We start from the raw sequence: 13,352 nt of genomic DNA, 5'->3' as shown, positions 1-13,352 counted from the left end.
TTAAAACTAAGATTCTTCAGACGGCCTTTTCTCATAACTGAAGACTAACTCGACTATATTGGTTACCTTTTACTCAGCCACATCATCTTCATGCACAATAATGTGATTCACATAAACTGGCTGTGCAGAAACTTCATTCGATAATGAATCAGTTATTGGTGCGGATGCTTCGGTTCCCGATAAAGTTTCATGTGTAGAATGAGTTTCTTCTGTTACCTGGTCGGCTTGCGTCCCTACAGACGGAATACCCTCTAATTGTGTAGATTCCTGATTATCAGTTTTAGGCTGAGTTTCAAATACCGTTACACGATCTTCCACAGAGGACGATGCCGGAGTAACAACCTCTGGCACAGACAGTTTGTTTTCTACCTTATGATCAGCCTCTATAGAAGTCTCTTCTATTATAGGATTGTGTACCGTTTCAGAAGCTCCAGTCTGTTCAAATGCTTTGACTTCCTCAGGTTGTTCTACAACTTTATGCTCATCTACTACCGGTGGTTGCACTACCTCGGATGCTTCTACTGCCGATGACTGTTCTACAGTCTTAGCCGTTGCTGAATCCACTGGCTGCTCAACTTTAAACTCATCCACTATAGGTTGCGCCACTACTGCAGGTATATCTGCTTCAGACGGCTGTTCTACAGTCTTAGTTTCTACAATCACTGGCTGTTCTGCAGCTTTAGATTCACTTGCTATTGGTTGTTCTACTGCCTCAGGTGTTTCTACTATAGATGACTGCTCTACGGACTTAGTTTCTTCAACTACTGATTTTTCCACAGCCTTAGATTCATCTACTGCAGGTTGCTCTACCTTTTCAGGAGTCTCTACAGATTGAACATTTGGCTTAGATGTATTTAACGTTGCAGGATCAACTGGAGTAGCATTTCCTCTATCCAATTTTTCAATATCTGCCTGTTTAGCATCTTCTGTTTTAACCTGCTTATCAAGAAGATTATCAGAAGAATATTGATCATCTTTAGACTTTTTACCGTCTTCAGCTTGTGTAATTTTTGAATGATGAGCCGGCTCAACTGATATCGTTGTTCCTGGTTCTTCTGCTGTTTGTTTCAGATTTTCTGGTTCTGTCACCGCTGGTTCTGCTTCTACCGGCTTCAATGCAGAATTGTATGGCTCAGCCTTAGAATTTTTGTCTTCTAAATCTGGCTGCTGATTTTCACTTGGATATTTCTGAACAGCTTTTTCAGGATATGAGGATTTAGTTTTGACTGTATGGCAGTTTTCCCCTATTTTGATGAGTTCAATTCCAGAAACTAAAAAATTGGGGCTTTCTAATTTTCCTTTTAAAGCAACATAGATTGGCGTGCTTTCAGGCATATTTTTTCTGGCGCTGACAATCTCTGCTGTCGCTTCATAGCCATTTCCACTACCGGGTAATAAAGCATAAGTATTTTTCAGATTACAACTCTGAATTCGTACATAATTATTTTGAGTAACTAATGTACCTTCTAAATCATACTCTTTAGCCAAGGCTGTCTGGGCAGCTGCTGAAAGCAATACACTGCAAGTAAGAAAAAAGTGTTTAACCATATATTTAGTTCTTAATTTTAAAGTAATCTGTTGATACCTAAAAAGTTACGCTCGGCTGCGTTTAACAGAAACCGTTCCTTCAGGCATAAAATAAGTGTCTATGACTACAGCACCAGCATTTTCAATTTCACATTCAAGCTGATAGCATAAAACCATAATATTGTCTTTAGACTCAGTCAGTCGAATGTCTAAATTTCTCAATCTAGGTTCATATTTCAATAAGGTCTTCCTCATGAAATACCGTAAATCATGTGCACTAGACGGTAAATTCTTATAAACCATACTAAGGTCAGGGATTCCATAATCAGGCAAATGCTTCAAGGAACCACTCCGACTATTGAGAATGCGTTGGATATTATCTAAAACACTCCTAACTAACTGAAAACCATCTGGAAGCCCATCTAGTGGCAAGCCATCAGAATAAAACCCCGTTAATTTCTCATAGAGGGCTGCATCCATTATTTGACTTTCTTTTCGGTCTCTTGAATGACAACTTTATTATCTACCAACTCAACAACTAAAGGCTTTTTATTTTTCAGCTGTTTTTTGGATAGAAGCATTTTCCACGGTTGATCCTCTCCTACCCGATTATAAAAAGCCACGATACCAACATACTTGGTCTCTTTATCCAAGGTTTCATCCAAGCTGATAGTTTCACCAGGTCGAATGGTATATTGCTTATACCCTTCTACCAAATCATTGCCTAAAATGGTTTTATCTTGATTAAGCAAGTCACGATAAGATGCAACTTCATAATTCTGCTTATCTCTAAGCTGATAAATACGAACGACTGTCGATAACGATTGACCCCGTTCATTTTGATTCAAACCATTACGAGCAACCAAGTCAATCTTTAATATCTTTAACTTAGTATAAAAGATACTTTTAGTTACATTGGTCGTACCATCTTTCACGCCTTGCAAAACCCCGCAACCTGATAATACCGCGCACAACAAGGCTAATGCACAGACTGACTGAATTCTAGTTTTCTTATTCATGATTTTCCGTTTTCTTAAATTAGTTTGAATATGTATAGTTCGCTATCTTTATTTGCTTGTCTTGATGCATCGTACCTAAACCGGTATTAATCCCCAATATTTGTTTTTTTGCTAAACGGCTTTGAGGTATCCATTGCTTCTTGATGTTTAGGTAAATGCTTGCATCAAAACGGCAACCCAAATAGAGCTTCAATAATTCAAGTAATTTTTGGTGTAATGTTTGTTTTGGTAATAGAAGTTGTGCATTCTCAAATGTATCTGGTGTAATCTCAATACGTATCAGATGACTATGATCTTTTATTCTACTGCCTAAAGATGCACTTCCTCCATCCAATCTCAAACCGGCTTTCCCCAACTCACGATTTTTTTCCAATATTACCCACTGAGGCTGAAATTCTTTTACTGTTACATCTGCAAAAGGTAACAAATATCTAACTATACTGATAATACCTTCTTTTGTTCGGGTGCGCTGATAAAAAACACTGAACAATCCCAAGATTCTGCTATCTAGCAAAGGATGTATAAATTTGCCGTTTACCATCCCCTGCCCAATAAGGTGCAGAAGAGAGCGAGATAAATCATCCTGCCCTTCATTTTGAAACAAAAACGGATAGCGGTATTTTTTCCATGCCTGAAAAAACAGGGTTGTAATTCTATGGTTAAAAATATCCAAAAATGCGGCTAAGCTTTCACTACCGTCTTTATGCGTCGCAATATCGTTCAGGAAATAATCCGGCAAGACAGCATCTACGCCATACAAACCTAAAAATGTTGTTCTTACAGTTGGTAACTCGGCTTCCGCATCATATTCAACCGATGCAATTTCCCCAGAAGGGAAAGATAGAGACTTCACCCTTCTGAATCTTACCATTGACTCTACAGCTTTTTCTTCAGCACTATCGGCAAGCGTTTCCAAAACCCGACAAAATTGGAAAAAATTCATTGTTGCTGCATTGCGTACAATAAACTCTCCCAATTTCTCTTGAAAAATTTCAGATGCTATACCTTCGCGATGAGATTTATTTCTGGGAATCTCCCATAAGGGAAGCGTTTGCCTGTCGTTATTTTCTTTGGCGCTTTTGTGTGCCGTTTCTAAAACCGTGTGATAGTTGTTTTGCTGTCTTTCCATGTATATGTTTTCCCGGATGGCAGAGAAACTATGCTGAACCGGGTAAATAGGTTCAAATCAGCATACATTGCAAAAAATTCGTTCAATAATTCTCCGAACAAATAAATTTCTGCTTCCCCATTAAATGCAGTTGAATCAAATGTTACTGTAATATGAACTCCACGATGAACTGCACCACGCTCGATTCTTTGTACCGTTTCATGCTTAACGTCAACAATCCCGTTCAATCTGCGCTTATTCAATTCATCTTCGGTCCAATCGTAAATCGACAATGCACCTTTCAAACTATCAACGTTTAGTAATGATAGATAATTTGGTGACAAATGGGACAAGATACGCCATTGAAATCTGTCTTCTGTTGGAGGATAGCATGACAACGTCGGAGTCGTAAGGTTTCTTACCATTTTAATATTGGGCTCGGCTATATCCGCGTCTTGAATCTGGGTTTCCCTCAAACTCTTACGTGGCAAAGCACCATTGGTCCCTACTACTTTTAGAGAAAGTGTTTCAGTAGGCAGAATATCTTTTCTATCCCACAACAATCCTCCAAGCATAATAAATGTTTCATGCTTTCCAGATACTCCTCGTTTTACCTTCGTATGGTAATACCGTTCAGGAGCATCATATTTCATCAATCCACCACGATGTTGGAATGACGAGAAAGGAATATATGAGTAGCGCTTGCCTGTCTCATGATTTACAGCTTCCACTTCATTTACTGAATACACCTCGACTGCCATACCCTCATGCAACAAAGGCTTAACAGGATATTCAAATGCCTTGTGATCCACCCGAATAGGCTCAGCCTCCATGTCAAAGAGGTTGATGGCAGGAACACAGTTTAATTTCAGGCAATCTGGAGGAAATCTAAGCTCTGAAGGATATTGTTTGGACAGAACTACATTAATACTAAACTCATTAATGCGTTCCGACCATTCTTCGGCATCAATACCAATCAAATCAATAAAGAAAAACTTCTGTTTGAAACAAAAGTATTCCAATAGTAATTGATATCCACTGAAACTGTTATTTACTTTTTCCCACAATCTCTCATCTTCGGCAAATCCGACGGCCTTAAACCGTATATTACCTCCAGATGGTAGTTCGGCATGATGGATACTAATTTGAGCAGCTTGATTTAACAAGGCATGACGTAATGCAAAAGCAACTGGTTCATCAGCAGAAATATAAATTCTGATTTTAGAAAAATCCAAATTGTCTTTCTGCGTCTGCCTGTGAATACCAAAAGTCAATTTGATGACACTTTGACCATTTGCATCATAATCCAATAACGTATGCAAAATACTCAAGGGCTGGAGTTTAACATCACCTGTAGTTCGGTACAGGCATCTCGTCAACCTGTCATTAATATTAATGGGCTCAGATTGTACGGATAGTCCTTTTTTAACAAGCTGCCCACCCTGCAACTTTTTATCATCTGGAATTAACTCTAAAACAGTCAAAGAAGGAATCATCCTCAGATAATGAGGCCACAGCATATTGACCAAACCCTCAGTCAATTCTGGAAAGTCATCATCAAGTTTTTGTCTGATTCTTCCTGTTAAGAAAGCAAAGCCTTCAAACAATCGCTCCACATAAGGATCGCGTGTACCTACTCTGTCTAAATTCAGCATTGCGGCACGATCAGGGTGAGCTTTTGAAAACTCTAACCCTGCCTCCTTGAGATACCGCATCTCTTCTTCATAATAACGTAATGTAGGATCTGACATAATATATGTTTAATCGATTAATTCTAATGCACGAACAATATCAGTCTGCATTAATTCAGTTCGTAAAAATTCAAGTTGCCCAGTAGCTTCCGTATCTTTCTTATCAAAATTTTCATTTAACAATTGATACCACAAAGCATATACATCAAATGCAAAATGTTTATCCCACTCTTTTACTGTCAAAACCTGCATCTGCCGTGAAGCCTGTTCCAACAGTTTCAATGCCCAATCTGCTTTTTGATTGTTTGCAGCCAAACGGGCCATCATCAACCACTTTTTAACCTGCCCAGCACCTGACTGCAACTCTGGTAATGTTTCCAGCCAAGCAAAAGCAGCATCCAAGCCTTGTTCTTGTGTTTTTAACAAAGCCTGTTGCCATTGACTTTCTTGGTTTTCTACCTGAGATGATGATTCTATTACTGCTTTTTGAACTGTTCGGCTACTAGTCTGCTTGCGCGTGGATGGCATAACCTTTTGCTCCAACCACGTAAGCGTATCGGCTGAAACAAACGGAAATCCGTTATCAAAACTTAATCCGGTCAAGCCATCACATCTGATCAGTAAAGATTTCAGTTCAAATAATGATGAGTCAACCTGAGAAAGATATAAACCACCCAACGCCTGCTGTCCTTGCCACGCATAATATTGCAAATCGAGCCAATACTGATTAGCGCCTTCTAAAAAAGCCGCTTCTACTCTATCAAGCAAATCCCGCCATTGCTGCTCATTAACCAAACGATTTAAAGTTGCCAATAAATCTGTCCTTGGAGCTTTCAAACGAGTCTGACCATTTTGATGAGGCGGGATACCATTTAGCCCACCCCAACGTACAGCGCGAATCATCTTATATGCAGGCCAATATCCATCATCCTGCTCTCTTAAATAGGCGGCATTAATCCTAACTTGATCGAGTAAGGCTTTAGAAGAGTTAACTTGAGTGACAGCTAAACTTTCAGACGGCCTCTGACCCTCTTGACGAATCTGTGGTACAACTTCCTGGTCAATAGGCGTACTAACTTCCTGACTTTGACTTGTACTTGTCTGAGGTGATGAAAAACGAACAGATGACTCTTCAAAATATTGCAATAACGGAAACAGACTGGGGCGTACTGATTCTTCCCATCCCTCAAGATGATGTTGCAACGACATTAACGCCGATAATGTCCGCTTAAGGTCTACCGAATTAGATAATTCAGTCCCTTTGAGCGTATCCAACACTCTTTCCCCAGACAGCCAATTTAATGCATTGCGTTTTTGTACCGGCTTTTTCGGCCATAGTGATTGATCAAATTTTTGCAGCAATCCACATAAAATTTCCAAACCATCTGAAAAACCTGCCAACCCTCTATCTCGCAAAGCGGCAAAAATATAATAAGTTGCTACTCTCAAGTCTTTAGATTGACGTTTTAACAAGCGTTCAGAAGCATCCAAAATCAATCGACAATCAATACCTGAAAGCTTGGCCAATTCAATTTTAATAGCCTCAAAATCATCGGCATATGCAACATCCTCGCCACAAGGGTGGCCGTCTGAAACAGGTTCCAGCCACTCTTGCCAGCGATGAATATTGTTATCGGTGATTGATGTACCCTCATCACCAAGTATCGGCTTTACCCATTGGGGTAATGTCATGATTATTTAACCTCAAAAATCTTATTCGGCAGATGGATATTCTTCAGTTCCAACAATCCCAAAGGTCCTTTACCGGAATTAGTTCTCATATAGAACCTCATCAATTTGTCTTTTTCCAATGGGAATTCGACTAAATAAGTGCCACTGTCAATCGGTGTAACCCTAGATTTTTCAAGCATACGGATAAAACCGAAGCGACCACTAATTTCTTGAGTCTTACGCATACCTTCTGCCTCAGTTTCCCAAGAAATGCGAAGACCGGCATTGCTGACATCTCCAGGCCATTTGAATGTCTTCCACTCTGTTTGTTGGTTGAAATAATCTAAAGACTGGCCGTCGATAATTAAATCATACTGAACAATACCTTGAGTAGATGTCGGCTTCAGCTCAAAGCTATAACCACCCTCTCCGTTAACAAAGAAGTCTTCAGAAATAGCACTCAATTTATTCAATTGTTGCAGCAATCCCGGATTAACTTTCAGTTCACTTCCGGGCGCAACAATCCATTGGTTACCCTGTTTGGTTAAAACACCTGCCAATTGGGTTGTGACAAACTGATTAAGTGCACCTTTGTTAACATCCAAATATTTTGCCAATACCGGAATCGAAACTTCGATTTCTGATCGAGCAAATGGATATCTGCCACCCAGTTCAGACTGCATAGGATTGACAAAATTGCTTGCCCACAAATTATTGATGTCTTTTTGAGCAACACCGGCAATTGAATCCCATACGGAATTAAACGGCAATACAAAAACATTTCGTGCAAACGGCAACAATCTGTCACCCACACCGGCCTCAATCAAACGTGCGTACTGTATGCCGTCGAGGAACTCATTATCACCACCGTTTAAAACACCTTGCACGGCTGTTCTTGCCGCACCTCCAGTATCAGAGGATGCCGTCATTTGAATCAACCGCTGCTTCACAGTAGTTACACGTTCAAGGTAGCGCTGCAGACTCAAATCACTCTTTGGATTAATTTGTGCATCAATCAATTGCAACAGTGTTTCAAATTCTGCTTCCAACGGCCCTGCTAGATAATCATTTACCTTATCTTCCAAAGCATTAATATTTTCAGATTGAGAATTCAATACCGCATCTGCAACCTTACGCGAACGAGTAGACAGTTGTCTTGCGGCTACACGTTTTGCTGCATCTGCAACAGCAGGATTGACATCAACTTTCTTGCTATCCAGCTGACTGCTTTCTTTCACTGCATTAAATAATGCCACCAATGGCGAACGTTGAGGATCCGCATAGACGTGAAGCTGATTAACTGCATCCAAGCTGGTTGTTCTCGGTTGCCATGTAATGCTGTTCATCATGTTATACCAAGCGGTAGCATATTCCTTAAAGTAGCGTTCTTTCAGGCTATTGATTGCCGCTTCTGTTACCGAAGCTTGGTACACATTACCGCCCAATACCCAATCATTGCTCTTGCTGTCTTTAATTGCCTGTTCTAATCCCGGCTTAATATATTTTTCCCAACCCTCAACCGTATATATACGCGGCAAAGGTTTTCCAACATTCCAAATACCTTTCAAATCCTTATTAAGCAATTTGTCTAAGGTGATGTTTTGCAATTTGGCATTCGTACCCTGAATAATGCGTTTATACAATTGCTCACTGCCTTGGTCACGATTGATCCAATCCACCAAGACCTGACGACTTCTTGATACCAATTCAGTTTGTTCGGGCTCTGCCAAATTATTTTTTTGTGACATACGCGACACAAAAAACTGTGCCAATGTTTGCGCATCTTTTTCCGCTACATTTTGCGTTGTCAACATCTGTGTCAACTTGGTTACTAAGAATTCCGCATCTTTTGTGCCTTTTGTTTTCTCAACATGAGATGTCAGCATCAAATATGCTTTCAAATCTTGATAAGCACTATCCTGAAGTTCAAAGTCATCAGGAATTCTGCCTTCCAACATTACCAATTCATCTAACTTGTTCTCAAAGAATACAGTAGCAGGACGGCTGATAACATCTTTTGCCAAATTATTATATTTACGGTAAGCAACAGCTAAGAGCTCTTGTCGATGCTCATACCCCAAAAACTTAACCGCATATTGTGAGAAGCTTCGATGAGACTCCAAATCTGTAATATCTTGTTGCAATCGAATAAGTGTAGCTACTTTCTCAGCACGAGATTTTACTTTCTGTACGCTCTCAAAATCGGTCTTCAAACGGCTGATTTCTTGATAACTGCTATATGCACTGACTGCAAATGCACCACCGACAAGCAAGGCAACTGCGCTTAAGCCCAAATAAATTTTTTCCGTTTTAGAAAAACGCAGTTTCTTTCCGGAACCCAAAACAGATAAATCATTGAATGCACGGAAAATCAAATCTCCTGATTGTTCAGGTTGATTTGATTGAATAAAAGAAATACCTGCAACAGTATCCAGTTTTCCCAGTCCCCGCTTTTCTGCAACAATATAATCAGCCAAAGCCTGAGTTTGTGACGGCAGTTTGGCGGACAATTTCGCAATGGGTGTTTGTTCTAAATCTGCTTCAATCAATCGTGTGCCCACAGCTGCCAACCGATTAGCAAATTGATCCAACTCTTTCATCAACTCTGCTGAAGATACCGTTGAACCATATTTCAAAGCATGACTGACTGCTGATGGCATTTCATTGGCATCATTTACAAAATGAACTTGATTAATTGGAAGTTTCCAGCCAAGTTTCTTCATTAACTCAAGCAGTTGAGCGGTATTTTCCTGAACTGAAAACTCTCCTTGAAGCTCAACAATACCTTCTGCAGGACGTTTTCCCACACCCCTCAGATACTGCCAACCATTCGCAGGTTCCATTGCCTGAGCATCTATCCAAATCGCAGAAGCCGTTTCTACCCAAAGTTGCGGGCGAATATTAGGCAAAACTCTATCCAAGAGCATTGGTTCTTGGGTTACAACGAAAATCCAAGGCTTACGATGTTTTTTATATTGTCTAGTCAATAAGTAAATATGGCGTAGCTGCTCCCAACGTTCCGCTATACCAATCAGAGTTGAAGACTCTCCATTATCCCCACTTAAATCTTCAGGATTTAAATGTTTCAAACCGGAGTATTTATCGGAGCTCCTAGCCCAAAAAAATCTCGTAATCAAAGGAGTAAGGAGTATCAATGAGATCACAATTGATACACATGCCCAGACCACAATTTTTGCAATAGTCGACGTAATGCCAAGATTTTGGCCAAAAAAGTATAATAGGATTGCGCTGATGGCACTTCCAATAAAGATGATTACCCCTGTTGTAATAGGCTTCATAGTAGAGTTTTCTCGAAAAAGATAAGGGATGGATTATAATAGGATATTTCCTCTCCGTCATTATTACATATAAATCTTATTTGAATAAATATTCATTTAACCCAATATTTATCTTCACCTTTCAATTTTGCTTCAGCCTCTGACTCATAAAAACTATTCGCTAATCGCACATACAATCAACCAAACCTACACCCTTTCCGAAACTATCAAAGTTATATTCAAAACTTGATATTTTCTCCTCATACCATATAGATACAGAAAATAACCGTGTTGTTTACACAACAGATTTAGGAAACAAACCCTATCTGGCTATACCTTATATTGTATTTTTTCAGACGGCCTTTATCCCCCAAAAGATAGCCAGTCCACCACCTTTGCTATATCATTCAACTATACAGAAACCAAGGAAAACACCATGTACGAAGTCAACCGCAGCGTCTTCCTGCTTATCCCCCTCGATCCTTTTTGGAACTGGCTGAAATCCCTGCCCGGCAATCACTTGGACGGCCTGACGCTTGAAGATATCCAAGCCGATGCCAATTCCTACCTCGTTCGCCCGTGTGAAACCGCCGACGAAGTATGGGACGAAATCGAAGCACGTTTTGAAGACATTTTTGCTGCCGAATTGGCCGACTGGTGCGAAGACGAAAGCGAATGGCCGGATTTGGACGCCGACATTTTCAACGAATGGTTCGACATCCAACTCTCCACCGTAATTACCGACCTCGAACACGAACCAATCGCACGCGAAGAGTTCCAACCCATCAATCTCAACTGATGAAACTGACCGTCCGCAACTACCACCTCGACGGCTACGGCCACGTCAACAATGCGCGCTATCTCGAATTTCTCGAAGAAGCGCGCTGGACGTTTTTTCAAGAGCATGACCTTCTGTCCGAACTCAAAGACATCATGCTCGTTGTTGCACGCATTGACATCCGCTATCGCCGCCCGTCGCTTGAAGGCGATGTCTTGACCTTTACAGGCCGTCTGAAAGACATTGGCACACGCCACATCATCCTCAGCCAAACCGCGACCCTGCCCAACGGCAAAGCCGCCATCGAAGCCGAAGTTACCCTTATGCCCGTCAGCAGCGAAAGCGGCCGCAGCATCAGCGTTCCCCAAACCTTAGCACACGCCATTCAAAATCTCGAATCATGAAAAAAATACTCACACTCCTTGTCGTTGCCACGATTGGCGCGCTTCTTACCTTCGTCCTTATCCCCAGCAACAAAGCCGCCCCTGATTTCGCCCTGCCCGACCTGCAAGGCAAAACCATTACCAATGCCGATTTGAAAGACAAAGTTACCCTCATTAACTTCTGGTTTCCCTCCTGCCCCGGCTGCGTGAGCGAAATGCCTAAAATCATCAAAACCGCCCAAGATTATCAAGGCAAAAACTTCCAAGTCCTCGGCATTGCCCAACCCATCGACCCCATTGAAAGCGTCCATCAATACGTCAAAGAATACGGCCTTCCTTTCACCGTCATGTACGATGTCGACAAAACTGCCGCAAAAGCCTTTGGCACACAGGTTTACCCGACTTCCGTCCTGATCGACAAAAACGGTAACATCCTCAAAACCTACGTTGGCGAACCCAATTTCTCCCAACTCTATCAAGAAATCGACCAAGCCCTCGCCCAATAAATCCAAGGCCGTCTGAAACCATATTTCAGACGGCCTAAAACCGAAATATCCTTTATAATAAGCAACATTTTATCCGTTCAGACACCAAGCTCCTCTATTAACAAAGGCCGTCTGAAACAACCGAATACCCATAAGAGAACATCATGAAATTCATCGACGAAGCAAAAATCGAAGTCGCCGCAGGCAAAGGCGGTAATGGCGCAACCAGTTTCCGCCGCGAAAAATTCATACCGCGCGGCGGCCCTGACGGCGGCGACGGCGGCAAAGGCGGCAGCGTTTGGGCAGAAGCCGACGAAAACACCAACACCCTCGTCGAATACCGCTTCGTCAAACGCTACCAAGCCAAAAACGGCGAAAAAGGCCACGGCTCCGACCGCTACGGCGCAGGGGCGGACGACATCGTCCTCAAAATGCCCGTCGGCACCCTCATCCGCGACCTCGACACTGACGAAATCGTCGCCGACCTGACTTATCACGGACAGCGCGTCTGCCTCGCCAAAGGCGGCAAAGGTGGCTTGGGCAATATCCACTTCAAATCCTCCGTCAACCGCGCGCCCAAACAATCCACGCCCGGCGAAGAAGGCGAAACCCGTTCCCTACAACTCGAGCTTAAAGTCCTTGCCGATGTCGGCTTGTTAGGCATGCCCAACGCCGGCAAATCCACCCTGATTACCGCCGTATCCGCCGCACGCCCCAAAATCGCCAACTACCCCTTCACCACCCTGCATCCAAACTTGGGCGTCGTGCGCATCGACGAAAACCACAGCTTCGTCATGGCCGATATCCCCGGCCTGATTGAAGGCGCGGCAGAAGGCGCAGGCCTCGGCCACCGCTTCCTCAAACACTTATCACGTACCGGCCTGCTGCTGCACGTCGTCGATTTGGCACCCTTCGACGAAACCGTCAACCCCGCCGAAGAAGCCCTCGCCATCATCAACGAACTGCGCAAATACGACGAAGAACTCTACGACAAACCGCGCTGGCTGGTGCTGAACAAACTCGATATGCTCGATGAAGAAGAAGCCCAAACGCGTACCGCCGCCTTCCTCGAAGCCATCGGCTGGGATTACCCCAAACCAGACGACCGCTTCCAATTCGACATGGAAACCCCGCGCCTCTTCCAAATCAGTGCCCTGACCCACCAAGGCACGCAGGAATTGGTACACCAAATCAACCAATACCTGACCGAGAAAAAACGCATCGAAGCGGAGAAAGCCGAAGCGGAGCAGGCAGCCGCAAAAGCCGAAATTGTCGAGCAGCAACCTAAAACGGATATGAGCGTGTTTAAAGCAGAATAAATGTTTTCAGACGGCCTGTTGGATAGAAAGGCCGTCTGAAAACATATCAACCGTATCGTAAGATACAAAAAGATTACTTAATGAGGTATAACA

General features: G+C 42.4%; 11 protein-coding genes. 4 read left to right on the top strand and 7 right to left on the bottom strand.

What is annotated here, in order from left to right:
- Positions 1 to 69: 69 nt before the first annotated feature.
- From ACTHUG_RS01000 to ACTHUG_RS00970, 7 genes are read right to left on the bottom strand one after another with little or no spacing between them, the layout of a single operon-like run.
- Positions 70 to 1,548, bottom strand: a complete 1,479-nt coding sequence (locus ACTHUG_RS01000) for a hypothetical protein (protein WP_440385948.1) — start codon at positions 1,546 to 1,548, stop codon at positions 70 to 72.
- Positions 1,549 to 1,593: 45 nt separating this feature from the next.
- On the bottom strand, positions 1,594 to 2,007 hold the full coding sequence (gene tssE, locus ACTHUG_RS00995; protein WP_049332879.1) for a type VI secretion system baseplate subunit TssE: 414 nt from the start codon (positions 2,005 to 2,007) through the stop codon (positions 1,594 to 1,596).
- A complete protein-coding gene (tssJ, locus tag ACTHUG_RS00990) occupies positions 2,007 to 2,546 on the bottom strand; it encodes a type VI secretion system lipoprotein TssJ (protein WP_049332881.1) in 540 nt (179 codons plus the stop codon). Before tssJ ends, tssE begins: the two co-directional genes overlap by 1 nt.
- 19 nt (positions 2,547 to 2,565) lie before the next feature.
- On the bottom strand, positions 2,566 to 3,675 hold the full coding sequence (tssG, locus tag ACTHUG_RS00985; protein WP_440385947.1) for a type VI secretion system baseplate subunit TssG: 1,110 nt from the start codon (positions 3,673 to 3,675) through the stop codon (positions 2,566 to 2,568).
- A complete protein-coding gene (gene tssF, locus ACTHUG_RS00980; protein ID WP_440385946.1) occupies positions 3,639 to 5,405 on the bottom strand; it encodes a type VI secretion system baseplate subunit TssF in 1,767 nt (588 codons plus the stop codon). The genes tssG and tssF overlap by 37 nt, the downstream gene beginning before the upstream one ends.
- A gap of 9 nt (positions 5,406 to 5,414) precedes the next feature.
- On the bottom strand, positions 5,415 to 7,037 hold the full coding sequence (gene tssA, locus ACTHUG_RS00975; protein WP_440385945.1) for a type VI secretion system protein TssA: 1,623 nt from the start codon (positions 7,035 to 7,037) through the stop codon (positions 5,415 to 5,417).
- A gap of 2 nt (positions 7,038 to 7,039) precedes the next feature.
- Entirely contained in the window at positions 7,040 to 10,315 is a 3,276-nt protein-coding gene (locus tag ACTHUG_RS00970) for an ImcF-related family protein (protein WP_440385944.1), read from the bottom strand.
- Positions 10,316 to 10,730: 415 nt separating this feature from the next.
- On the opposite strand from ACTHUG_RS00970, the gene ACTHUG_RS00965 reads away from it, so the two are divergent.
- From ACTHUG_RS00965 to obgE, 4 genes are all read left to right on the top strand, one after another.
- On the top strand, positions 10,731 to 11,093 hold the full coding sequence (locus ACTHUG_RS00965; RefSeq protein ID WP_003681812.1) for a hypothetical protein: 363 nt from the start codon (positions 10,731 to 10,733) through the stop codon (positions 11,091 to 11,093).
- Positions 11,093 to 11,476, top strand: coding sequence for an acyl-CoA thioesterase (locus tag ACTHUG_RS00960; RefSeq protein WP_440385943.1), 384 nt, complete (start codon positions 11,093 to 11,095; stop codon positions 11,474 to 11,476). Before ACTHUG_RS00965 ends, ACTHUG_RS00960 begins: the two co-directional genes overlap by 1 nt.
- Positions 11,473 to 11,961 carry a peroxiredoxin family protein gene (locus ACTHUG_RS00955; RefSeq protein WP_440385942.1) on the top strand — a complete coding sequence of 163 codons (489 nt, stop codon included), beginning with the start codon at positions 11,473 to 11,475 and terminating at the stop codon, positions 11,959 to 11,961. Before ACTHUG_RS00960 ends, ACTHUG_RS00955 begins: the two co-directional genes overlap by 4 nt.
- A gap of 143 nt (positions 11,962 to 12,104) precedes the next feature.
- A complete protein-coding gene (gene obgE, locus ACTHUG_RS00950) occupies positions 12,105 to 13,259 on the top strand; it encodes a GTPase ObgE (protein WP_440385941.1) in 1,155 nt (384 codons plus the stop codon).
- Positions 13,260 to 13,352 lie beyond the last annotated feature (93 nt).

Source organism: Neisseria sp. P0022.S009, from assembly GCF_051956675.1.
Taxonomy (GTDB): Bacteria; Pseudomonadota; Gammaproteobacteria; order Burkholderiales; family Neisseriaceae; genus Neisseria.
Note: the sequence above shows the minus strand (reverse complement) of the source record. Positions and strands in the feature narration are given on the sequence as shown.

Bases quoted from the DNA above. Each gene is read 5' to 3' on its own strand.
- ACTHUG_RS00965 (WP_003681812.1), top strand. From the start codon at position 10,731: ATGTACGAAGTCAACCGCAGCGTCTTCCTGCTTATCCCCCTCGATCCT.
- tssA (WP_440385945.1), bottom strand. From the start codon at position 7,037: ATGACATTACCCCAATGGGTAAAGCCGATACTTGGTGATGAGGGTACA.
- tssG (WP_440385947.1), bottom strand. From the start codon at position 3,675: ATGGAAAGACAGCAAAACAACTATCACACGGTTTTAGAAACGGCACAC.
- tssF (WP_440385946.1), bottom strand. From the start codon at position 5,405: ATGTCAGATCCTACATTACGTTATTATGAAGAAGAGATGCGGTATCTC.
- tssE (WP_049332879.1), bottom strand. From the start codon at position 2,007: ATGGATGCAGCCCTCTATGAGAAATTAACGGGGTTTTATTCTGATGGC.
- obgE (WP_440385941.1), top strand. From the start codon at position 12,105: ATGAAATTCATCGACGAAGCAAAAATCGAAGTCGCCGCAGGCAAAGGC.
- ACTHUG_RS00970 (WP_440385944.1), bottom strand. From the start codon at position 10,315: ATGAAGCCTATTACAACAGGGGTAATCATCTTTATTGGAAGTGCCATC.
- ACTHUG_RS00960 (WP_440385943.1), top strand. From the start codon at position 11,093: ATGAAACTGACCGTCCGCAACTACCACCTCGACGGCTACGGCCACGTC.
- ACTHUG_RS01000 (WP_440385948.1), bottom strand. From the start codon at position 1,548: ATGGTTAAACACTTTTTTCTTACTTGCAGTGTATTGCTTTCAGCAGCT.
- tssJ (WP_049332881.1), bottom strand. From the start codon at position 2,546: ATGAATAAGAAAACTAGAATTCAGTCAGTCTGTGCATTAGCCTTGTTG.
- ACTHUG_RS00955 (WP_440385942.1), top strand. From the start codon at position 11,473: ATGAAAAAAATACTCACACTCCTTGTCGTTGCCACGATTGGCGCGCTT.